Consider the following 21,310-nt stretch of genomic DNA (forward strand, 5'->3'; position numbering starts at 1 on the left):
GCCAATGGACCCGCGACCCATGAGCGAACCGGCCCAAAAGAACATCATGAGCAACGAAGACGCCGCCCAAAATTATTCCGCAGATTCGATCAAGGTTTTGCGGGGTCTGGATGCCGTGCGCAAACGCCCGGGCATGTATATCGGTGATACCGATGACGGATCGGGTTTGCACCATATGGTGTACGAAGTTGTCGATAACGGCATCGACGAGGCCTTGGCCGGCCATTCTGATTTGCTGGTCGTGACATTGAATGCCGATGGGTCCGCCACCATTCGCGATAACGGCCGCGGTATTCCGGTTGGTATTCACGCCGAAGAAGGCGTGTCCGCCGCCGAAGTGATCATGACGCAATTGCACGCGGGCGGTAAGTTCGACCAGAATTCGTACAAAGTGTCCGGCGGTCTGCACGGTGTTGGTGTGTCCGTTGTGAACGCCTTGTCCGAATGGCTGGAATTGCGTATCTGGCGCGAAGGCAAAGAATGGTTCATGCGTTTCCGCCACGGTGAGGCCGAGGCCCCGCTGAAAGAAGTGGGCGACATGAAACCGGGCCAGCGCAATGGTACGGAAGTCACCTTCCTGCCGTCACCGGCGACGTTCACCATGACGGAATTTGATTTCACAACGCTGGAAGATCGCTTGCGCGAACTGGCGTTCCTGAACTCGGGCGTGCGCATTACGCTGCGCGATAATCGCACGAATGAACCGCGCGAAACCGAATTCTTCTTCGAAGGCGGGATCGAAAGCTTTGTTCACTATCTGAACCGCAACAAAACACCGATCGCGAAAAAGCCGGTGTATATGCGCGCCGAAGAAAACAACATCACCGTTGAAGTGTCGATGGAATGGACCGATGCGTACCATGAAACCATGCAATGCTTCACCAACAACATTCCGCAACGGGATGGCGGGACGCACCTGCAGGGCTTCCGTAACGCGCTCACCCGCGTGTTGTCGAAATATGCGGAAGAAGAAGGTCTGCTGAAAAAAGCAAAAGATCTGAAAATCACCGGTGATGACATGCGCGAAGGTTTGACCTGCGTTTTGTCGGTGAAGGTGCCGGACCCGAAATTCTCGTCCCAGACGAAAGACAAACTGGTTTCGTCCGAAGTGCGCCCGGTTGTTGAATCGGTTGTGGGCGAATATCTGAATATCTGGCTGGGTGAAAACCCGACCGAGGCCAAGAAGGTTGTCGGTAAAATGATCGAGGCCGCCACGGCCCGTGAAGCGGCGCGTAAAGCCCGTGATTTGACCCGCCGCAAAGGTGTGATGGATATTTCCACTCTGCCGGGCAAATTGGCCGACTGTCAGGAGCGCGACCCGTCGAAATCCGAAATCTTCATCGTCGAGGGTGACTCGGCTGGTGGTTCCGCGAAACAGGCCCGGTCCCGCCGGAACCAGGCGATTATGCCGCTGCGCGGTAAGATCCTGAACGTTGAACGCGCGCGTTTTGACCGTGTGATCGGCAGCCAGGAATTGGGGACGTTGATTACCGCCCTGGGCACCGGGATTAAAGATGAATTTAACATTGACAAAATCCGTTATCACAAAATCGTTATCATGACTGACGCGGACGTTGACGGTGCGCACATTCGGACGCTGTTGCTGACGTTCTTCTATCGCCACATGCCGGAAGTGATCCAGCGTGGGTATATGTACATCGCGCAACCGCCACTGTTTAAAGTGAAGCGCGGGAATTCCAGCGAAGTGTATTTGAAAGATGAAGCCGCGCTGGAAAACTATCTGATCGATGCGGCGATTGATGATGTCGTTCTGGGCGCTGGCCCGTCGGCGCGCGGTGGTAACGATCTGCGTGATCTGATGGTGCGGTCCCGCACGGTCCGCAACGCGATCAACACGCTGGCGCAACGAATCGGCAATGATGATGTGGTTGAACAGGCCGCAATCGCCGGTGCGTTCGATGAAAACGTGTTTGCCAATGCGGAACTGGCTGGAAAAATCTGCGCCGCCATGGCGGATCGCCTGAACGCGATCGCCGGGCCGAGAGAAAAAGGCTGGAAAGTCGAATTTACCCCGGTGGGCGGTTATATGGCCACACGCACATTGCGCGGCGTCACCGACCGTGTTCGCATTCCGGCGGAACAGGTCCGCGGGGCCGAGGGCTATCGCCTGGCCGGTGTGATTGATTTCTTGCGCGAAAACTTCTCGGAATCGGCCGATTTCGTGACGAAGGATGGCAAAGTCATCTGCACCATCAATGGCCCGATGAGCCTGCATACAGCCGTGCAGGAATATGGCCGCAAGGGTCTGCAGATCCAGCGCTATAAAGGTCTTGGTGAAATGAACCCGGAACAATTGTGGGAAACCACGTTGGACCCGGAGGTGCGCACCCTGTTGCAGGTGACGATTAAAGACGCGCAGAAGGCCGATGAATTGTTCTCGACCCTGATGGGCGACGTGGTCGAACCGCGCCGCGAGTTCATTCAGAACAACGCGTTGAAAGTTTCCAATCTGGACGTTTAAAAACAAAACCACGAATGAACACGAATAGACACGAATGGTTGTCGTATTTGTGTTCATTCGTGTTTATTCGTGGTTAAAATCATGACTTCTCTTATCCAAACACTCTCTCAAATCGTTGGTGATGCGTTCGTGGCCGAAGGGCTGGATGCGGCGATGGGGGCTGTGCGTGTATCCGACCGCCCGGATCTGGCGCAATTCCAATGCAACGGCGCGATGATGGCGGCCAAGGCGGCGAAGAAAAACCCGCGCGCTGTGGCCGATGCCATTTCCGCGCGCCTGTCCGCCAATCCGATGTTCGCCAAAATCGAAATCGCCGGGCCGGGTTTTATCAACTTGGTGCTGACCGATGAATATCTGTCCGGTTTCGCCAATGGTTTGAAGGGCGATGATCGTTTCGGCGCGGCCCCCATTGCCGCCGGAAAAACCATGGTGCTGGATTACGGTGGACCAAACGTGGCCAAGGCCATGCATATTGGCCATTTGCGTCCCTGCATTATCGGTGATTGCCTGCGCCGCATGGCGATTTTCGCCGGGTACAGGGCGATTGGCGACGTGCATCTGGGCGATTGGGGCACGCCGATGGGAATGATCCTGTCTGAACTGGAAATCAATCATCCGGAATGGCCGTATTTTGATGCGAATTTTACCGGCCCGTACCCGGCGGAACCGCCGGTGACCATGGCCGATCTGGAGGTGATTTATCCGCGCGCGGCAAACGCGTGCAAGGATGATCCGGCCCGGATGGATGCCGCGCGTCAGGCGACCGTGGAATTACAGGATGGCCGCCCGGGATACCGCGCATTGTGGAAACATTTCGTCGATGTGTCGATTGCGGGTGTGAAGCGCAATTATGATCTGCTCGGCGTGCATTTCGATTTGTGGAAGGGTGAGGCGGATTCCCACCCCTATATCGCGCCCATGGTTGATGATCTGCGTCAACGCGGCATCGCGATTGAAGATAACGGCGCCGTCATCGTTCCGGTGAAAACGGATGATGACCAGAAGGAAATTCCGCCGCTGATCCTGTACAAACGCGATGGCGCGGTGATGTACGGCACCACCGATCTGGCCACGATTGTGGAGCGGGTGAACGATTTTAACCCCGATAAAATCGTGTATGTCGTTGATCAACGCCAATCCCTGCATTTTGAACAGGTGTTCCGTGCCGCGCGCATCGGGGCGATCGTGCGTGATGATGTGGAACTGACCCACGCCGGATTTGGCACGATGAACGGGGCCGATGGCAAACCGTTCAAAACCCGCGCCGGTGGCGTGATGCGGTTGGAGGACATGATCGGCATGGCGCGTGACGCCGTGGTCGAGCAAATGAAATCCGCCAATGTCGCGCAGGATATGGATGACGCGGCCAAGGACAAGGTGGCGTTGCAAGTGGCGGTGGCCGCGATTAAATTTGCCGACCTGCAAAACCAACGGCAATCGGATTATATTTTCGACCTCAATCGCTTCACCAGCTTTGAAGGGAAAACCGGGCCGTATTTACAGTACCAGGCGGTACGGATCAAATCCCTGCTGAAAAAAGCGGCGGATCAAGGATTCAAGCCGGCGGATGCCATCACGGTGAATGATGAGGGGCGTGCGTTGATCCTGTTGATGGCGGAATGGCCAGAGACGGTCGAGATGGCCCTGCGCAATTACACGCCGCATGTGCTGTGCGATTTCGTTTACCGCATGGCGAATGCGTATTCCAGCTTCTACGGCAATTACCACATTTTGTCGGAAGGTGATGAAGGGCTGCGCTCCAGCCGTCTGGCGCTCAGTGCGCTGACGTTCAAACATATTGAACTGGCCTTGAATATGCTGGGGATCGACATTCCGGAGCGGATGTAGGCCTTAGCGCGCAATCAGCACGTGATAGAAATGGTACGAACCGGCAATGGACTGGTTCGCCGACGGGGCGTTGGCGGTGTCGGCAAAGGCGTTATCGCTGTTGGCTTCGCGAGCGCAGGCGGCTTTTAATCCCGGTTCGCTCAGTTCGGCCTGCCACGTATTGTTAAATGTTCCGGTGTAATACAGCCCGGCATAGGGCCCGTCGACGAATGTGGGCATCGGGTCGATGCCCAGCTTCTTGTTGATGGCCGCGCAAACATCGGCGCTGATAAAACCGATCCATAAAATCAGATCCTGATCCGTGGCATCGTTGCCGCCGATATCCAGCATGCGGGCGTCGCCACCAAAGACGGGCAGTCCATACCCATCCTTGTCGTCATGTTCGTCATCCAGCCATTGCGCTGGGATGGATGTAAACGATATGCCGCCGCCGTTCGGTGCAAACACGTCACAATGCCCGTCTGTGGGGGCGGCCGCATTGTCGGAATTTGTGATGGATGCGTTTTCGAAATTCAATTCGCTTTCGGAACAATTGCGCGACAACAGACGATTGATGGCGCGGTCATGTTTGGATGCGTAATCCAGGATTTCGGTTGCCGATAAATCGGCCCGGCGGTTGGCGATGTTGCCGCCGCCTTGTTGTGCGCCACGGCTGAACGTGAACATCAGGGCGGTGAACAGCACCACGCCAATCAGAACGATAAAAAAGGCATTGCCCGCCTCGGTCGGGCGGGGGGGCTGGTTGGGGCGTGCGTTATTCAGCCGCTTCACCATCATCCGTACCTTTAATCAGGTTCTTACGCGCGGCTTCGCCCGCTTTTTTCAGGATGTCCTGCGTTTCTGCATCCAATCCGCTTTGGTTCGGTGCGGCTTGTTGCTCTTGCGTCGGTTGTGCGCCGGGGAGGGCCGTGCCATCGCCCGCCGCATCGACCAGTTCGTCCCAGCTGAGCGGACGCTCGACAGGGGGTTGGGCAGGGGCTTGCGTTTGTTGTTGCTGGGGCGGTGTCGCCGCCTGCGTTTCGCCTGATGAGCTTCCGGGAGCCTTTGTAAAGAAGCCCATCGGGTTTGCGCCTGTTTGCGCGCTGGTTTGCGGTGCGGGTTGATCCGGTGCTGATGGGGCTTGTTGTGCCGGTGTGGCCGGTGTGTCGGTGGCTGGGGTGCTGGCAGTGGCCTCACCCTTCGACTTGCTCAGGATCTGTTGCATCGGGTTAAAGCCCGGTTGCTGCACCACCGGTTCGGCCGGGCGTGTCGCGGTCAATGGCGGCATGGTTGCGGCGGGCTGGTTGGTGATTTGATTGTTTGTCTGTGCGGCGGCTTCGGCCTGAATACGTTCGGCCGGTCCCGCGCTGGTGGATCCGCTGACGCTGGCATCACCGTTCATCACGGCGATCGAGGCCACGGCGGCCATACCGGCGGTGACGCCCGCGCCAAGAACGGGCAGAGCGGCCTGATATGTCGTATCCATCGCCGTGATTTCTTTCGGCGTTTTGGTCTGTACGTCGGCTTTCAACGCGGTCCATGTCTTGTGAACCATCAGGTCGCGCAGTTTAGTAATCGACGGCGCGTTGGTCAGCAATGTTTCATCGGTCGGCGGCAAAGCCATGAAGCGCGTAACGCGCATCGCCTTGGCGTGGCCGGGGTTGGAGTAGAAAATGGCGGTGTCAATCACGCCTGTACCAAACGAAATAACGGCCTGGCCTTCTTTGAAGGCTTTCAACCCGTCATAGCTGGCTTTGGATCGGATTTGCAGACCAGCTTGTTTGTTGTCGTAGTAAGACCCCACGCTGCGATCGCCGGACAGCTGGAAGCCGGATGCTTCCATGACCAGTTCGGAACCAACGGTCTTTTCAAAAAATTCTTTGGTCTGTGTCGGGTCTTCCAGTTTGCCGAAAATTTTAATGTTACAGTTCGCAGTGATGGAACGCGCTTCTTCCTTCACGCGTTTTTCTAGCGCGGGCAAATCCTGTGCCGAATAAATCAGGCAGAAGCCCAGCGAACGGGCCTGCGCCGCCATAACGGCCATACCTTGCGCGGTATAGTAACCAACTTCGTCAAACACCACCATGAACGGGGTGGATGAGTGCGTGGGTTTGTTTTCAATGACGGTTGCGGATTCCCCTTCAACGGTGGAGCCCAGCGTCGAGCCCATCATGCCCTTCAATGTCGCGGCAACGATTTTACCGAGGTTGGCGGTTTCGTCCGATGATTTTTCCAACGCCGGAATCAGAACGACCAGAATACGACGGTTCAAAACCACGTCGACCATTTCAACGTCGGCGGCTTGGGAGTCGAAGATGTAACCGTAATCATCGCCCAACGATTGAAGGGAACGCGTAAACTGCATCGCCAGATAACCGTGCTGCTGGCGTGCGGTTGTGGTGTCGATCATCGGCTGATCCGGGCCAGCGGGTTTTTCGCGGCCCGTATCATCAAATGCCGCATCCACATAACCCGGCAGCGTGTCCAGATAACCGCGAATGGAAGAGCGCAGTTTTTCCGGCAAAGCCTGGTCGCGCGACAAACGGATAACGTTGTTCAGGTTCAGATATTCACGAATGGTGCTGACCGACAGCGGCATTTCCTGGTGCGCGCGTTTCCATGTCAGCGCCGGCATGAGCGAGCCGACCAACGATACCGCACGTTCTTTCCACATGGCGTTATCGCCTTCGGCTTCCGGCATCAGGCTGACCAGCATGTTGGTCAGGTACGATGCGGAGCCGGAGCTGAACGGGTTCATCGTGTTGGACGGCGCGCGGCTGTCCGAGTTCCCGGTCATGTAGTTCAGGACCAGCAAATCGTCGTCACGGCCAAAACGGCGCACGAGCGAGGAGAGGGACGACCACAAATCCGTATCGGCCTTACCGTCGACGTAAACGAAACCCGATCCCCATGACAACGCGTTCGTCACCATGGATTTCAGGCCTTCGGTTTTACCGGAACCGGTGGTGCCCAGATACAGAACGTGGGTCCGGGCGTCGCTGTTGGTAAACCAGACTTCTTCGTTGGTTTTTTCCATGTTGCCCAGATACAGAATGCCTTCGCCCTTGCCGCTGCGGCCCGGGCCCTTGTTATTCGCATCCGGATATTTCGAACCCATCGGCAATTTGAACGCGATGGCACGGTCCGATTTTTTCAGCCACCAGAAATACAGCAGCGCCGCAACCATAACCAGGTCGCCCGCCGCGGCAAAGCCCGGTGAGAAATAAATGCCGCCCGCCGCCATGGTGAAAATGGCGGTCGAGTTGGATGGCTTGCGCATCCATTCCGCAACGCGCACCAGCCAGGGGCGGGTGTCGCGCAGGAGGTCGGTATGTTTCTTGCCGTACTTTCGTGTATCGAGGGCCATTTTCGGTCCGGGCTTTCTTCAGTGTGGCGCGTCATGCGCCGTTTACTTTGTTCGTGTCGTTATACGCGTGTTGGTTTTTTTACTGTCCAACGGATCGTAAGTAATCATCCGCCGAAATCGGTGCGCCGGCTTCCGGGCGTGCTGTGGCGGGGGTGTTTGTGGTGGCGCTGGCCGTGGCCATGCTGGTTGCCGATTGCGGCGGGACCGGGCGGCCCGATGTTAAGGCGATGTTCAATGCAATCACAATGACTGCGGCGACAATGATGCCAGCGAAAATTTTTCCGGCCTTGCCGTTGTCGGCGTGTTTTGTCTGGTACAGGGCGGGCAGGGTGTTGCTGCGATATTCGCCGTTGCTGACGGGGCGCAATTGGCCGCGGGCCTGTTCCATTGCGCGGCTGGCGGCTTGCAGGGCGGCAACGGCCCGGCCACGATTGTCGAACGGGGCGATGTCATGCACATCCCCGCGCGGTGTTTTCAAAACCAGAAGGAAATTATTGTCATCCTGCTTGCGCAGTTCCAGCGCGGACGCGCGCGCATGGCCCAATTCCATCTGCCACACGGTTGGCGTGACAGCATCCAGCAAAGACAGGATCAGCGTGCCATCAACAACACTGGCCGTTGATGAATAATTACCCGTCAAATTGGTGAACAGCGATTTCATGGTGTCATCGTCCTTTGTGTCTTGAATCTTTTCACGTGGTTATTTCTTGCCGCTGCCTTTGGGCTTTTTCAGGCCGCGCTTGCCGCCCTTGTAATCCAGTTGCGGCACCGGACGCGCACGGTCGGATGCCATGTAATCGCGGATCACCTGCACGGCGCCCTCGACCTTCGGGCGCGGGATTGGGCGTTGGGTCATTTTTTCGGCCTTGTAATGGGCCATCGCCCCCAGACCTTCCATGTGGAAGGCCTGCCGCCCCAGATTGTTCAGCGGATACCACAGCGTGCGGTCATGCGCGCGCAGCCAGACGAATTGCGCCGGGGCCAGAACGCCACCCTCTTCGCGGGCGGTGGCCATGGCGCGCAGCATTGCGGTGGTATGGAACGCGTGCTGGTTGGCGCGGCTGAGGACCAGACCGGCCAGATCTTTGTTCTTCAAAACCTTGCGGGCATCGCTGACCAGCTTGCGGTCCTTCGACAACTGCAATCCTTTTTCAAACGACCAGCATGCTGCAATCCGACCCATCATGGCATCGCCATCGCTCCGTTTACGTGACGCCTTCAGGCAGAACGCAGCCAGCAAAACCTGTTTGTAATCGGGCAGTTTCATCCATCCCTGCCACCGCGGGCCCAGTTGACGGGCGAACGCCATGTACGCGGCACCTTCGTCAATTTTTCCATCCGGCATCGGGACGTTGTTATAGGCCAACCATTCTTCCGGCCCCAACGCTTCGGCAAAGGCGGGCAATTCGGATGGCACCGGCGATCCCGGCGGGCGCGGTGGTTGTGTGGACGGGTTGAAATTCACGAACGGGGCAACAGCGGGGAAGTTTTTCGCCTGCGCGCGGATCAGCCCGTTCAAATCCAGCTTGCGGCGGTTGTTGGTGCCGGGGCCATACATCTGGCACCACAATGCAATCGCGGCCAGAATAGCGATGAAGATATATTTGAACGGGGCCATCGACATCGTGCCGATATAGCTGACGTTCAGCGCGTTCAATTCCCGTTTCGGGATTGTGGCAATGGCGTCTTTGGCTTCCTTGAAATTAAAATCCTGCCCTTGAAAATTGACCGAGTAATCATCCGGCACAACCAACGACACAACCGACATCTCCGCCCAGCGGATCCATCGGAATGCGTCCTTCACCGTGTATTCGTTGAAATACCAGAACAGGATAAACAGGCAGAAGAACACCACCGCCAGAATGGAATAACCGACGGCGTTTTCGCTGGTCGTATTGGAAGCCTTATCGGACAAAGCACTCTCCGTCAGGTGCGCCGTTTGGGGCGGGCGCAAACATGGTGAATTGGTATGTAAACTCGGGGGAGCCAGAGCCCACGGACCGCGCCCTTCGGCACGGATGATGAACGGACCCCAAACCCTTCATAGGATAGCAGAAAAACCCGATTTTTACCAAGTCCCACGACCCTGAAAAGACATAAAAAAACCTGTGGCGGGGTGCAGTTTATGAAAACATATCCCTTGGGTGTAAAACACAGAGTTTTCTTGTGATTGTTGGCCGTGATGGGTACAGTCGCCATTCCCTTTAAATCGATGGAGCCCGGCATTCCCATGGCTGAAACTGCCTGCGCCACTGCGACCGAATTTAACCCGAAACGTGACGCCATCATGGTCGCGGCCACGCGCCTGTTTCTGGAGCGTGGTTATTCCGGGACCAGTATGGAAGCCATTGCCGAGGCCGCCCCGGTGTCGAAACCGACGCTGTACACCCATTTCCGCGATAAAAACGACCTGTTTGCCGCCGTTGTGATGCAACGCTGCGAAGCGTTTCTGGCCAATATGGAAGGGCTTTTGGATCACGCGCTGGAGCCGGATCTGGCGCTGCGCCCGCTGGCGACAAAATTCATCGAAATGATCCATGACGAGGAGGCGCTGGCCCTCTATCGCACCGTGATTTTCGAATGGCGGCAGTTCCCGGAGCTGGGCCAAGGGTTTTACGATTGCGGCCCGTGCAAGGCGCACAACATGCTGGCCGCCTATCTGCAGCATCAGCACGAGCGTAAACGGATGCATGTGCCATCGCCCGTCGATGCGGCGGCCCTGTTCTTCAGCATGCTGGAGGGGGACCAGCACATGCGCTGCATGCTGGGCGTGCGCGGTCCGCTGACCCAGGCCGAGCGTGACGCGGTGGTCGATCTGGTCGTTCCCGTCTTTATTCGTGGTTTTTCAGCTATTTAGTGAGTTTTCGCTGGCGCGTTAGTCCGGGCTGGGTTGACCCATGCCAATACAATAGGAATTTTTTCTTGATATAGGATTTAATTCCTGATACCCTTCCTTTCGTCTTTTGGTTCACGAACGGGAATAAAGCAGGGGGCACGAAGTGATGTTGTGCAGGGTTGGATATGGTGTGCGGGGTGAATTTTTTGGGATGGGGGCCGATGCCGGCCCCACCGACCTGTCGTTAAAGGCGGTTTTGCCCTCCACTGTCGCCGATCTCGACGCCACGATGGTGGGCAGTTACGCCGGAACCGGCACGACATGGGCCAATCTGGTCGCAAGCCCGGCGGATGGGGCGGCGCAAACCGCGTATGATTTTTCACGTGGTGATGGCACGACGGGCACAACCTATCCCACTTTTACGGGCACGGCGGGGGATGCGGCGGCGTATTTTGCGCTGGACGGTGGTGATTATTTCCGTCTGGCCAGCGGGACCAACACGGCTTTTTTACAAAACCTGACCAAAACAACGGGCGGGGCTGATTTCTGGTTGGGCTTTGCTGTGCGCGGCGCGGACTGGTCCGGCGTGCAACGCTTGTTTAATGGCGGTGCGGATTCGGCACCCGCCGGATGGTGCAGCGCCTATGTGAATGGCGGTATCGTATATCTGGCGCAACGCGGAACCAGCGCGGCCTCGGTCTCATCCGGCGTGGTCCTGTCCACCAACACCGACTATCTGATTTTAATATCGCACAGCCACGCCAACAACCGCACGCGGTTCTGGATCAATTCAACCACCGCCGTTTCGGTGACGCATAATTTCAGCACGAACACTTCGGCCATGCCGTTGATGGCGGCCTATGCCGAAACCGACGCCGGGTTTGCGTTGAAAAACGGGGCCCGGGTCTATGGCCTGTATATCGGGAACGAAGACCTGGACAACACCAAGGCCGCGGCCCTGATCACCGCCCTGGAAACCCGGCACGGGCGCAATTACGCCACATAAGGGCAAAAAATCCGGATTTTGCCCGGGGATTGCGTCATTTTCCCAATTGAAAACCGCATCCCCCCCCGGTATAAAGGCCGGGTTCGCCCTTCACGGCGCGCCGGCGTAGCACAGCGGTAGTGCAGCGGTTTTGTAAACCGAAGGTCGGGAGTTCAATCCTCTCCGCCGGCACCATTTTCCCTTTCAGGGGACAATTTCCACTGCATGATGATCAATAGAGACTGTACGGAATTTTAGGATTCTGGTTCGCAAAAACTTAATATTTTTCTAGTCTAAACGGACTTCAAATTTATCGGGGCTGGCCAATGGTTAAAAAAAAGCAAGATGAATGCACGAATGTCTATTATGGAATACATTCGCAGACAAATGAGGTCAGGAGTGTATGGGTTACACGCGATGGAAGAATGTCGAGTGGCTTAACGCAAAGCCATTATCTGATGCCGGGTCGTGATGTGCGTGATGAACTAATAATAGTTTTTGGATTATCTGATGCCGTGAGTATCGCGCCCCATATGCTGCAATCAGATCATGCGAAACAAGTAATTGCAGATTTGGAGAAAAAAGCCGAGCAAATGAAGGCGGCAAAAGAAGCTGAAGAAGAACACCCTTGATGAATACAGATATCAGCGATATGCAGCGCGTTGTTCAGAACAAAAGCGTGGAGAGTGAAGCCTACAAGAAACAGTTACATATTTGGTTGGGGGTTGGTTCCGCAGGCGGAGCGATTTCTATGGTGTCTTTGGCTACAAGCTTGCCGGACCCATCTTCTACGCTTGTTTTTCTTCAACTATCTCTGTGGTCCTTTCTTGTGGGTGTGGTGGGTGCTGGAGCCAGCTTGCTTTTTCTTTCATTGCGGGCAGATGCGCTTGGGGAACATTATGCCGCTGCTCATAATCGAGATCAGCTGAACACAGCGGTTAAGGTTATACCTGTAGTGATTTCTTCGCCGCAACGATTGGCAGATGACGCAAATCAAGAGCGCAACATAATGATCGAAAAATCGCAAAAGGAACACAATCAAGCAGAGAGGGCATGGAAATTTAGTCGGTGGTATAAAGGCGCATGGGTGATAAGCCTTTCTGTATCGGCGGCGGCTTTTATTTTTGGTTTTGCATGGCCATTGACCCAGATTAGTTTCTTTGAGACCTCTTTGTACTGTCATGAGAATGCAAAGTGTACACAGGAGCCTGTAAATGCCGATTTTTCAGGAGCGCAGCAGGAGCAATAGGCTGTAAAGAAACAGGCGCAATCGGTAGTAACTGGAAAAAGAAGAATCTTAGGTTAAATGTACATAAACGCTGATTTCATTATTATTGCTTATGATTTTTAGACCAAAAGCTAGGAGTTCAATCCTCTCCACCGGCACCATTTAAAAAACCCCTCCGATGCGGAGGGGTTTTTTAAATGCGTGATTTTCACCGCCGTATCGACCCCATAATCCCGCGCATGATTTCGCGCCCCACTTGATTGCCGATGGTGCGGACGACGGATTTGATGAAGGCTTCCGTCGGGGTTTGGCGGGTGGATTTGCGTGGGGTTTGTTTGGGGGTGGTGGTTTTCTTTTCCGCCTGTTCAATTTTTTGACTCGCGCGTTTTTGCAACAACTCGGCGGCGGATTCGCGGTTGATGGTGGTGGCGTATTTGCTGTGCAGGGGGCTGTTTGCAATGCGCTGGGTGCGCACGGTTTCATCGGCCACGCCGACGCGGGAGAAGGGCGGGCGGATCAGGGTCTTTTGCACGATGGAGGGCTGGCCGCTTTTTTCCAATGTGGACACCAAAGCTTCACCCACGCCCAGATCCGTGATGGCGTCGGCCACATTGAAGTCGGGGTTTTCGCGATAGGTCTGCGCGGCCAGTTTAATGTCCTTTTGCTGTTGCGGGGTAAAGGCGCGCAAAGCGTGTTGCACGCGGTTGCCCAACTGGCTCAACACCGCCTCGGGAATATCGGCGGGGTTTTGGGTGACGAAATAAATGCCGACCCCTTTGGACCGGATCAATTTGACCACCTGTTCGATTTTATCCAACAAGGATTTGGGTGCGCCATCGAACAACAAATGTGCTTCGTCAAAGAAGAATACCAGTTTCGGTTTGTCGGTGTCGCCAATTTCGGGTAAATCCTCGAACAATTCGGACAGCAGCCAGAGCAAGAATGTCGCGTACAGGCGCGGTGTCTGCATCAATCTTTCGGCGTTCAGGATGTTGATCATGCCGCGGCCATCGGGCGCAATGGCCATGAAATCATGCAGGTCGAGCGCGGGTTCGCCGAAAAATTTCGCGCCGTCCTGATCCTCCAATTGCAGTAATTTGCGTTGAATGGCCCCAATGCTCGCCTTGCTGACATTGCCGTATTGCAGGGACAGTTCGCTCGCCTTCTCCCCCACAAACACCAGCAGGCTTTGCAGGTCGTCCAGATCGAGCAGCAACAATCCTTCTTCATCCGCCAGACGGAAGGCGATGTTCAAAACGCCTTCCTGTGTGTCGTTTAATTCCAGGATGCGGGCCAACAACACCGGCCCCATTTCCGAGATCGTGGTGCGCAGGGGCAGGCCCTTGTCCCCGAAAATATCCCAGAATGCGACGGGAAAGGCCTCCGCCCGGAATTGATCGGTGAAGCCGATTTTCGCGGCGCGCTCTGTCACAAAATCCGGCATGTCGGAGGGTTGCGCCAGGCCGGATAAATCGCCCTTCACATCCGACAAAAACACGGCCACACCGGCGCGGGAAAAGCTTTCCGCCATGCCCTGCAACGTGACGGTTTTGCCCGTGCCCGTGGCCCCGGCAATCAGCCCGTGGCGGTTGGCGTATTTCAGGCGCAGAACCTCCGGTACGTGCGGTGTCGTCGGAGCGGGACCCGATATAAAGGTCGGTGGGAGATAGATCGGTCATAGTGCAAACGCCTTTTGAAAATTGTGCCGTGATTATAGGGGGTTGAGCAGGGGTCTGAAAAGGGTTTTGCCCGGTTGTTTGGTGTGCTTTTCTGCTATAATACAAGGGTAAGCACATAAAGGATAATGCGGGCCAATGGATTCCAAAATCGAAGAATTGCAAATCGCCATGGCGCATCAGGATCGGCAGATTGCCGACCTGAACGATATGATTACGCGCCAATGGGGTGAAATCGACCGATTGCGCCGCGATTTGAATATGGCGCTGGGGCGCGTGAAAGCGTTGGAATCCGCCACACCGGATGGTGAGCGCGAGGGCCTCAGTTCGATTGAACAGGCCGCGTTGGATATCCCGCCGCATTATTGATCAAGGGTAACGGGTATGAGCAAGGCCTTCACCAAAGAAACCGACGGTGCGGACGACGAAGACCGCGATGAAATTGACGCGCTGCCCGCCGGTGTCAAAAATTACATGACGCCCGAAGGCTATGAAACATTGGCCAGCGAATTGCGCTTTCTGTTGCGCGAAGAGCGGCCGCGCATCACCGAAATCGTGTCATGGGCTGCGGGCAATGGCGACCGGTCGGAAAATGGCGATTACCTGTATAACAAAAAACGCCTGCGCGAAATTGACCGTCGCATTCGCTATCTGACCAAACGCACCGAAGATGCCGAAGTGGTCGACCCGAAAAAACAACAGGGGCTTGATCGCGTCTTCTTCGGCGCCACAGTCACCTATGCCCGCGAAGACGGCACGGAATTGACCGTCAAGCTGGTCGGCGTGGATGAAGCGGACCTGACCCACGGCAAAATCAACTGGCAAAGCCCCGTGGGCCGCGCGTTGATGAAGGGCCAAGTGGGCGACGAAGTCACTGTGCGCACGGACGTCGGGGCTGAAGTGATTGAGATTTTAGATATTGAATATCTTCTGACCTAGGGTTTTAAGGCCGTGGTTCCATTCCCGGTTTCTTATCCTGCGCCATCTTCAACACAATATCCTGCGCCGTCCTGGTCCAGAATGGATGGATGGTTTCGATGATATAGGTCCATGCATCGTCGGTCAGGTCGCTGTGGCGGGCGCGGGTCGCATCCGTTTTAATGCGATCGATTTCGCGCAAGCCCCAGTGCAGGGCCCCCATCAATCCATCTGTGTTGGATGTTCCGGGGCCTTGGGCGGTTGTGTCGTTCATCCGTTCGCGGATCGTGTCGCGCAGGATGGAAAATTCTTGGGTCGCAACATCGGCGATGATGCCGCCCCACACGCTGTCACGGCCCACATTATCGGCATAGCCGCGCGATGATGCCAGAGCGTTGAAATGCGTGGTTTGCAAGGCGTTGTAGAGCAGTTTCAAGCCAAAGCTGAACCCCGTGGCATAGGCCATCGCGTCATTGGGCTGGTCCAGTGTTGCATCATCCATGCGGGTGATGGTGGTTGTTGCGGCGGGTTTTGCCGTGGGTGCCGGGGCCTGCGTTTTATGATGATCAGGCGCAACCGGGGCCACGTGCAATGGCGGCCAGCACGGGGTCATTTTATCACGGCGCATGCCGAAACGATCCAGATAATGGCGCTGGTTGCGCAATATCGTCATGAATATGTCGCTGAGCGAGCGTTTGCGCGCGGCGTCTTCGCCGTACCCATCGTCATAGGCAATATCAATCGGTTTTTTTGTTTTGGCGATGATGCGTTCGTGAATGCGCATGAAAAGGCTGTCGGTCAACAGCGCGTGGTTATAGGCGCAGATTTTGCTGAAATCGACATCCATCAATGGGTTCACGCCATCGGTTGCATTTGGGGCCAGGGTCGGCGGGGTAAACACTTTCGTGGTGTCGATGGTGGCCAGCAGGACGACCATATCCTCCGCCGCCGACAAAATTCCTGCGTTGTAATCACCACCCACAATCGCGCGGTAGGTCGGAATGGATGTCTGGCCGGTGATGGCATAAACGGAATGACCGGATTCCAGTGCGGTCAGCGCATCATTCACCGCGCGCATGTGCATTTTGGTCAGGCGACGGCAGATTTGAATCAGCGGGCTTAAAACATCCTGTTTCGCGCCGGGGCCGGTGAAATCCACAACGGCGGTCGAGGCGATTTCGCCAATATCAATGTCAAACAGAACGCGAATTTGTAATAGCGCGTCACGGCGGCCAGATTCGAAATCGGTCGGAAGGGTCATTATGAAGGCGTATCCCTGTTATCTTTTTTAAATTATGCAGGGAAGACTAGCGCAGGGATGCGGGGGCGTAAACCGTGAATTGTGGTGTTGCGGTGCGGAAGGCGTGGTTCAAACACGCTTGTCAAACGCATCCAGCAATTCATCCATCATGTCGGATGCGGTCTGGATGGTTTTGATGTTGGCCTTGTAGGTGGTTTCGGCCAGGCTCAGATTCACGGCCTCTTCGGCCAGATCGACATTCGGGGCGCCGATGACACCTTCGCTGTTCGCGAACGGGGAATCCGGGGCGTAGGACGGAACGAAAGGCGGGTTTTTCGGAATGGCCGTGGCGGATGTGCCGCCATCCGCATTCGCTTCCTGCTGAACCGTCTGGGCGGTGTAGGGGGCGGGGCCGTTTCCGCCCTTCACCGCGCCGCCGCTGGTCATATTGGCAATATTGCTCGCGGCCATGTTCACCCGTGTGGATGCGGCATTTAATCCGGATAACGCGATCTGTATGGCCTTAATCATATTTTCACTGTACCATAATTACATTAACAAAGGCCTGAATTTTCACGTTTGGGCCGTGTCCGCCTGATCCATCCTTATGATCCTTTTGGGGTTATTAACACCATGAAATATATGAATAAAATTCTGTTTTCCGCCGCGTTTGCCGTGGGCCTGATGATGGCCCTGCCGGCGCAGGCCGAGCCCAAGCCGACCATCTGGGGCTGGTGGCCATCCCATTGGCAGAACATGGATTTTGAACCCTATCTGGAAAACGGCAAAGACCCGCACAACACCCAGTGGGACCACAAGATCTGGAAACCGGCCGACTGGGTCGCGCAAAAGGGATCAACGCAGGATTTGCTGAAGGGATTTTATTCCGCCGATATTCTGAGCGACCAGTATGTGGATGATGATGTTCCGGTGCTGGAGGTCGGCCCGAATTTCTATCACCTCTCCGGCTTCGATAAACGCCGCGTCGCCCGCACGGTGGATGAGGTGTACCAGATTACATCGTCGAAACCCGACGGCATGTTTATGCTGTATGATTGGCGCACGAAGAAAGCGGTGGGCATTTACACCGCGCACGGATTGCAAATTCAGTAATGGATTTTGACGAATAAAAAACGCCGGATCAAATCCGGCGTTTTTTATTGGGTCACATCGGTCGTTTCAATGATGACCTGTGAACTGAGCGTGCGATGCACGGGGCATTTATTCGCAATCTCGATCAGCTTTTCGCGGTCGCCACGGGTCAATGCCGGGCCGTGCAGAACGATTTCACGGGTGAAGCGGTCCCGCTTCTCACCATCCACCTCAATTTTTTCATGCGTCAATTCAACATCAACGCCGGTGAGGGGCAGGCCCTTCATATCCGCATACATACGCAAGGTCATCGACGTGCATGCGCCCAGCCCCGCCATCAAAAATCCGTACGGATCAGGGCCGCGATCATTCCCGCCCGCGTTCCGATCTTCGTCGGCGACCAAGCGGTGTGGGCCGCATTCAATGGCTTGAACGTAACGGCCTTCGCCGGTGGAATGGACGGTAACGGGGCGTGTGCTCATGGTGTTAGTACATCGCCTTGCGGATGGCGTCGGTCAGTTTCACGAAATCGTCGAACGATCCCTGAATCTGGTTGCCGGACTTGCCGTAGATTTGATCATTGACGCGCACCTGATAGATCGATGCGGTGTGGCTCGCATTCATGAACCCAAAGCTCTCTTCGAAGATGCATTCATAGGTCGCTTCCTGTTCCAGATATCCGGCCATGGTCACGGCGGTGATGGCCACGTGACGCGTGTTCGGCCCTTCCGGTGAGGCGGAGAATTCAGATTTGCGGACGTCGCCCAGCGTTGTGCCCTCCGGCAACAGCGCCGCCACACCTGCCGCGCACCCCTTGGCCAATGTCGCATCGGCCTGGTCCCGGTTCACACAACCCGCGAGGGTCAGGGCGCAGGCGGTCAAAAGCATAAAGCGAATGGCTGTTTTCATAATTTTATCCTGATGTTTTGAAATGAGAAAACGAATCGGTCTGCGTTAAGTTTAGCGCGGACGGGAGTGTGTGAAAACACGAAGCTGCTGTGGCTGTTTTGTTTAAGGCGCGTCCCAGAACGATGCGGGCAGATGGTTGGCATCGGGCATGTCGAGCCGATGCAGGGCGCGCACCGCGCCGGTGGCGGCGATCTGGTGGCGGAACCATGTGTCTTGCCGCTTCGCATATTGGCGGGTTTCGTTGATCGATCGTTCAATGGCAATATCGCGCGGCAACCGCCCGCGCATCAGGGCGCGCAAGGGACGGAATCCCAGTGCATTGGTAATGGGCGCTGTTTCGGCCACGGTGCCCGCATCAATCTGGTCCTGTAATTGCGCCACTTCATCCATGACGCCGCGATCCATCATGTGGTGGAAGCGCAAGGCGCACCGTTCACGCAGCCAATCGCGCGGCGGGGTCAGGGCGATAAAATCAAATGTCAAATGTGCGGGCGGCGGTTCCGCCGGGGCGGATTGCCATTCGGCCAGGCTTTTGCCCGTGGCTTCGATCACTTCCCATGCGCGGGTGATGCGTTGCGTGTCGTTCATGTGCAGGCGCGCGGCCATGACGGGGTCGCGCCGGGCCAGATCGGCCTGTAACGCGGCCAACCCTTCGCTGCGAATAATCATGATGGCGCGGTTGCGCACGGCGACGGGAACATCGGGCATGGGGGACATGCCGTCGGTCAGGGCCTTCATATAAAATCCTGTGCCGCCGACGATGACGGGGGTTTTGCCGTCCGATGCGGCTTTGGCGATTTCCTCCAATGCCATTTTGCGCCAGATCTGCGCGCTGCAAATGTCCGATGGGGCCATGGCGGCATAGAGGTGGTGGGGAATGCCCGCCTGATCATCGGCATCGGGCTGTGCGCTCAGGCGGGGCAGGGCGTCATAGACTTGCATGGAATCGGCGTTGATAACAACACCATTCAATTTTTGCGCAAGCGCAACGGCCAGCGCTGATTTACCGCTGGCCGTGGGTCCGCCGATAATGACGATGCGTTGTTTATTCAACGGTCGTATCGTCCTTCTCTGCGTCGGTTGTTTCCTCAATCGGGGCGTCCTGTTTCGGGGCCTTCTCGACGCGATCTTTCTTTTTCTCGGACGGCGTCGGCTTGCGGTCCAGATCCAGAGCCTCAAAGCGTGTATTGCCCTCGCGGCTGATCAGCAGCAGGATTTTCTTCCGCTTGCTGTCAATCGCCGCCTGGATCAATGCGGCGGCGTCGCGGGCGTCGCTGACTGGTTGCTGGTTGATTTCGATGACAACGTCACCCACCATGAACCCTTTTTCCGCCGCTTCCGATCCGCGTTTGACGGCGCTGATGATCACGCCGGTGACATCGGTTGGAATATTGAACTCCGTGCGATTTTCGCTGGTGATAGCGGAGAAGGTGAGGCCGACGGATTCAACGGCCACGCCCGATCCTTTTTTCTCGGGCGTTTCAATGCCCGGCTCGTCAGACAGCAGGCCTGTTTCCTCGGCTTTTTCCAGTTCGCCGACCATGACATTGGTTTTGTTCATTTTGCCATCGCGCCAGAATTCAACCTCGACATCCTTGCCGATGTCGGTTTCAGCCACAATGCGGGGCAGGCCACGCATGGCGGTGACATCCTTGCCGTCGAATTTCAGGATAATATCACCCTGCTTCAATCCGGCCTTTTCCGCCGGACCCGTCGGGGTCAGGCTGGCCACCAATGCGCCGCCGGTTTTTTCCAGGCCAAGGCTTTCGGCAATGTCTTCGGTCACTTCCTGAATACGGACACCCATCCAGCCGCGGCGGGTCTTGCCGTATTTGGCCAGCTGGTCAATCACCGGGCGGGCCAGATTGGACGGAATGGCAAAGCCAATCCCGATGGAGCCACCCGTCGGGGAATAGATGGCGGTGTTAATGCCGATCACTTCGCCGTTTAAATTAAACATCGGGCCGCCGGAATTGCCGCGGTTAATCGAGGCATCGGTCTGGATATAGTCATCATACGGACCCGATTGAATGTCGCGGGCGCGGGCGGAAATAATCCCGGTCGTGACCGTGCCACCCAAACCAAACGGGTTGCCGATGGCGATGATCCAATCACCGACGCGCATTTGCCCGCTGTCGCCGAATTTCACGGCGGTCAGTTTCTTGGTCGTGGTGACTTTCAACAAGGCCAGATCGGTTTTTTCATCCTTGCCCAAAACTTCGGCGGGCATGGTGGTGTCGTCATGCAGGGTTACGCGCACTTCGTCCGCGTCCTGAATGACGTGGGCGTTGGTCACGACGTATCCCTTTTCCGCATCAACGATAAAGCCGGAGCCCAGCGATGCGGGCGGGGCCATCGGAGCACCATTTTCCCCCTGTTGCTGGCCCATAAATTCTTCGAAGAAATCTTCGAACGGGGACCCGGGCGGGAAATGCGGCATGTCGGGCATATCTTCAATCACCTGCACGCGCTGGGTCGATGAAATATTGACGACCGCAGGCAACAGGACCTCAACCTCATCGGCCAGACTGGCCGGGCCGCTGAAGGCCGGGGTCTTAACGTCGGGGGTGATCGCGCCGCCGGGGCCAGCCGCGAAAGCGGGGGCGGACAAGGCCAGGGCGGTGCCCAAAACGGTTGAAAGAACGGCAAGACGAAGCGTTGTACGCATGGTCATCCTCATGGAAGGGGTGTCAAAAATCCTGCACTAAAATTAGGCTTTGCGGCCCGGCAGGTCAATGGCAAGGGTGCAG

At 56.3% G+C, this 21,310-nt stretch carries 20 protein-coding genes and 1 tRNA gene; 10 read left to right on the forward strand and 11 right to left on the reverse strand.

The annotated features are described in order from the left end of the window. The first annotated feature begins 19 nt into the window (after nucleotides 1–19). Both gyrB and argS read left to right on the forward strand, forming a co-directional pair. The gene (gene gyrB, locus A11S_RS01705) at nucleotides 20–2,482 is read left to right on the forward strand and encodes a DNA topoisomerase (ATP-hydrolyzing) subunit B (RefSeq protein WP_015466756.1); all 2,463 of its coding nucleotides are present in this window, start codon (nucleotides 20–22) and stop codon (nucleotides 2,480–2,482) included. An 81-nt stretch (nucleotides 2,483–2,563) separates the two neighbouring features. Further along, complete coding sequence (gene argS / locus A11S_RS01710) at nucleotides 2,564–4,330, forward strand: arginine--tRNA ligase (RefSeq protein ID WP_015466757.1); 1,767 nt, start codon at nucleotides 2,564–2,566, stop codon at nucleotides 4,328–4,330. A 3-nt stretch (nucleotides 4,331–4,333) separates the two neighbouring features. On the opposite strand, the gene A11S_RS01715 is transcribed toward argS, so the two are convergent. The 4 genes from A11S_RS01715 to A11S_RS01730 all read right to left on the reverse strand — a co-directional run bounded on the left by A11S_RS01715 (nucleotide 4,334) and on the right by A11S_RS01730 (nucleotide 9,591). Then, nucleotides 4,334–5,107, reverse strand: a complete 774-nt coding sequence (locus A11S_RS01715; protein WP_235067967.1) for a DUF3211 domain-containing protein — start codon at nucleotides 5,105–5,107, stop codon at nucleotides 4,334–4,336. Further along, complete coding sequence (locus A11S_RS01720; protein WP_015466759.1) at nucleotides 5,085–7,676, reverse strand: type IV secretory system conjugative DNA transfer family protein; 2,592 nt, start codon at nucleotides 7,674–7,676, stop codon at nucleotides 5,085–5,087. The genes A11S_RS01715 and A11S_RS01720 overlap by 23 nt, the downstream gene beginning before the upstream one ends. Nucleotides 7,677–7,755: 79 nt before the next feature. Then, entirely contained in the window at nucleotides 7,756–8,337 is a 582-nt protein-coding gene (locus tag A11S_RS01725) for a hypothetical protein (protein ID WP_015466760.1), read from the reverse strand. Nucleotides 8,338–8,376: 39 nt separating this feature from the next. Continuing rightward, complete coding sequence (locus A11S_RS01730; RefSeq protein ID WP_015466761.1) at nucleotides 8,377–9,591, reverse strand: secretion/conjugation apparatus DotM-related subunit; 1,215 nt, start codon at nucleotides 9,589–9,591, stop codon at nucleotides 8,377–8,379. A 267-nt stretch (nucleotides 9,592–9,858) separates the two neighbouring features. Here A11S_RS01730 and A11S_RS01735 point away from each other — a divergent pair, with 267 nt between their 5' ends. From A11S_RS01735 to A11S_RS01755, 5 genes are all read left to right on the forward strand, one after another. After that, complete coding sequence (locus A11S_RS01735) at nucleotides 9,859–10,533, forward strand: TetR/AcrR family transcriptional regulator (RefSeq protein ID WP_235068308.1); 675 nt, start codon at nucleotides 9,859–9,861, stop codon at nucleotides 10,531–10,533. A 145-nt stretch (nucleotides 10,534–10,678) separates the two neighbouring features. After that, a complete protein-coding gene (locus A11S_RS01740; protein WP_041802341.1) occupies nucleotides 10,679–11,518 on the forward strand; it encodes a hypothetical protein in 840 nt (279 codons plus the stop codon). Between the two features lie 99 nt (nucleotides 11,519–11,617). Further along, nucleotides 11,618–11,692 (forward strand) — tRNA-Thr (locus tag A11S_RS01745). A 131-nt stretch (nucleotides 11,693–11,823) separates the two neighbouring features. After that, the gene (locus A11S_RS01750) at nucleotides 11,824–12,129 is read left to right on the forward strand and encodes a hypothetical protein (protein ID WP_041802343.1); all 306 of its coding nucleotides are present in this window, start codon (nucleotides 11,824–11,826) and stop codon (nucleotides 12,127–12,129) included. Continuing rightward, on the forward strand, nucleotides 12,129–12,746 hold the full coding sequence (locus A11S_RS01755) for a hypothetical protein (RefSeq protein WP_041802344.1): 618 nt from the start codon (nucleotides 12,129–12,131) through the stop codon (nucleotides 12,744–12,746). The genes A11S_RS01750 and A11S_RS01755 overlap by 1 nt, the downstream gene beginning before the upstream one ends. A gap of 187 nt (nucleotides 12,747–12,933) precedes the next feature. Here the strand turns inward: A11S_RS01755 and A11S_RS01760 are convergent, their stop codons facing one another. Then, on the reverse strand, nucleotides 12,934–14,397 hold the full coding sequence (locus tag A11S_RS01760; RefSeq protein WP_321162815.1) for a helicase HerA-like domain-containing protein: 1,464 nt from the start codon (nucleotides 14,395–14,397) through the stop codon (nucleotides 12,934–12,936). Nucleotides 14,398–14,539: 142 nt separating this feature from the next. On the opposite strand from A11S_RS01760, the gene A11S_RS01765 reads away from it, so the two are divergent. Beyond that, nucleotides 14,540–14,770 carry a SlyX family protein gene (locus tag A11S_RS01765; protein ID WP_015466767.1) on the forward strand — a complete coding sequence of 77 codons (231 nt, stop codon included), beginning with the start codon at nucleotides 14,540–14,542 and terminating at the stop codon, nucleotides 14,768–14,770. Nucleotides 14,771–14,785: 15 nt separating this feature from the next. Further along, nucleotides 14,786–15,340 carry a transcription elongation factor GreB gene (gene greB / locus A11S_RS01770; RefSeq protein ID WP_015466768.1) on the forward strand — a complete coding sequence of 185 codons (555 nt, stop codon included), beginning with the start codon at nucleotides 14,786–14,788 and terminating at the stop codon, nucleotides 15,338–15,340. A gap of 4 nt (nucleotides 15,341–15,344) precedes the next feature. On the opposite strand, the gene A11S_RS01775 is transcribed toward greB, so the two are convergent. Both A11S_RS01775 and A11S_RS01780 read right to left on the reverse strand, forming a co-directional pair. Then, on the reverse strand, nucleotides 15,345–16,580 hold the full coding sequence (locus A11S_RS01775; protein ID WP_015466769.1) for a hypothetical protein: 1,236 nt from the start codon (nucleotides 16,578–16,580) through the stop codon (nucleotides 15,345–15,347). A gap of 108 nt (nucleotides 16,581–16,688) precedes the next feature. Continuing rightward, entirely contained in the window at nucleotides 16,689–17,090 is a 402-nt protein-coding gene (locus A11S_RS01780; protein WP_041802346.1) for a flagellar basal body rod protein FlgC, read from the reverse strand. A 102-nt stretch (nucleotides 17,091–17,192) separates the two neighbouring features. Between A11S_RS01780 and A11S_RS01785 the strand changes: the two genes are divergently transcribed. Further along, nucleotides 17,193–17,672 (forward strand): hypothetical protein, encoded by a 480-nt coding sequence (locus A11S_RS01785; protein WP_235067969.1) that lies wholly within the window; start codon nucleotides 17,193–17,195, stop codon nucleotides 17,670–17,672. Between the two features lie 44 nt (nucleotides 17,673–17,716). On the opposite strand, the gene A11S_RS01790 is transcribed toward A11S_RS01785, so the two are convergent. The 4 genes from A11S_RS01790 to A11S_RS01805 form a co-directional block, all read right to left on the reverse strand. Continuing rightward, nucleotides 17,717–18,133 carry an OsmC family protein gene (locus A11S_RS01790; protein ID WP_015466773.1) on the reverse strand — a complete coding sequence of 139 codons (417 nt, stop codon included), beginning with the start codon at nucleotides 18,131–18,133 and terminating at the stop codon, nucleotides 17,717–17,719. 4 nt (nucleotides 18,134–18,137) lie between these two features. Beyond that, nucleotides 18,138–18,560 (reverse strand): hypothetical protein, encoded by a 423-nt coding sequence (locus A11S_RS01795; protein ID WP_015466774.1) that lies wholly within the window; start codon nucleotides 18,558–18,560, stop codon nucleotides 18,138–18,140. Nucleotides 18,561–18,662: 102 nt separating this feature from the next. Next, nucleotides 18,663–19,613 carry a tRNA (adenosine(37)-N6)-dimethylallyltransferase MiaA gene (gene miaA, locus A11S_RS01800; protein ID WP_015466775.1) on the reverse strand — a complete coding sequence of 317 codons (951 nt, stop codon included), beginning with the start codon at nucleotides 19,611–19,613 and terminating at the stop codon, nucleotides 18,663–18,665. After that, the gene (locus A11S_RS01805) at nucleotides 19,606–21,228 is read right to left on the reverse strand and encodes a DegQ family serine endoprotease (RefSeq protein WP_015466776.1); all 1,623 of its coding nucleotides are present in this window, start codon (nucleotides 21,226–21,228) and stop codon (nucleotides 19,606–19,608) included. The genes miaA and A11S_RS01805 overlap by 8 nt, the downstream gene beginning before the upstream one ends. Nucleotides 21,229–21,310 lie beyond the last annotated feature (82 nt).

The sequence above is a fragment of the Micavibrio aeruginosavorus EPB genome (genome assembly GCF_000348745.1).
GTDB lineage: Bacteria > Pseudomonadota > Alphaproteobacteria > Micavibrionales > Micavibrionaceae > Micavibrio > Micavibrio aeruginosavorus_A.

Excerpts from the sequence above, each read along its gene's own strand:
- gyrB (WP_015466756.1), top strand. The coding sequence starts at position 20 with ATGAGCGAACCGGCCCAAAAGAACATCATGAGCAACGAAGACGCCGCC.
- argS (WP_015466757.1), top strand. The coding sequence starts at position 2,564 with ATGACTTCTCTTATCCAAACACTCTCTCAAATCGTTGGTGATGCGTTC.
- A11S_RS01715 (WP_235067967.1), bottom strand. The coding sequence starts at position 5,107 with ATGATGGTGAAGCGGCTGAATAACGCACGCCCCAACCAGCCCCCCCGC.
- A11S_RS01720 (WP_015466759.1), bottom strand. The coding sequence starts at position 7,676 with ATGGCCCTCGATACACGAAAGTACGGCAAGAAACATACCGACCTCCTG.
- A11S_RS01725 (WP_015466760.1), bottom strand. The coding sequence starts at position 8,337 with ATGAAATCGCTGTTCACCAATTTGACGGGTAATTATTCATCAACGGCC.
- A11S_RS01735 (WP_235068308.1), top strand. The coding sequence starts at position 9,859 with ATGGGTACAGTCGCCATTCCCTTTAAATCGATGGAGCCCGGCATTCCC.
- A11S_RS01740 (WP_041802341.1), top strand. The coding sequence starts at position 10,679 with ATGTTGTGCAGGGTTGGATATGGTGTGCGGGGTGAATTTTTTGGGATG.
- A11S_RS01750 (WP_041802343.1), top strand. The coding sequence starts at position 11,824 with ATGGTTAAAAAAAAGCAAGATGAATGCACGAATGTCTATTATGGAATA.
- A11S_RS01755 (WP_041802344.1), top strand. The coding sequence starts at position 12,129 with ATGAATACAGATATCAGCGATATGCAGCGCGTTGTTCAGAACAAAAGC.
- A11S_RS01765 (WP_015466767.1), top strand. The coding sequence starts at position 14,540 with ATGGATTCCAAAATCGAAGAATTGCAAATCGCCATGGCGCATCAGGAT.
- greB (WP_015466768.1), top strand. The coding sequence starts at position 14,786 with ATGAGCAAGGCCTTCACCAAAGAAACCGACGGTGCGGACGACGAAGAC.
- A11S_RS01775 (WP_015466769.1), bottom strand. The coding sequence starts at position 16,580 with ATGACCCTTCCGACCGATTTCGAATCTGGCCGCCGTGACGCGCTATTA.
- A11S_RS01780 (WP_041802346.1), bottom strand. The coding sequence starts at position 17,090 with ATGATTAAGGCCATACAGATCGCGTTATCCGGATTAAATGCCGCATCC.
- A11S_RS01785 (WP_235067969.1), top strand. The coding sequence starts at position 17,193 with ATGAAATATATGAATAAAATTCTGTTTTCCGCCGCGTTTGCCGTGGGC.
- A11S_RS01790 (WP_015466773.1), bottom strand. The coding sequence starts at position 18,133 with ATGAGCACACGCCCCGTTACCGTCCATTCCACCGGCGAAGGCCGTTAC.
- A11S_RS01795 (WP_015466774.1), bottom strand. The coding sequence starts at position 18,560 with ATGAAAACAGCCATTCGCTTTATGCTTTTGACCGCCTGCGCCCTGACC.
- A11S_RS01805 (WP_015466776.1), bottom strand. The coding sequence starts at position 21,228 with ATGCGTACAACGCTTCGTCTTGCCGTTCTTTCAACCGTTTTGGGCACC.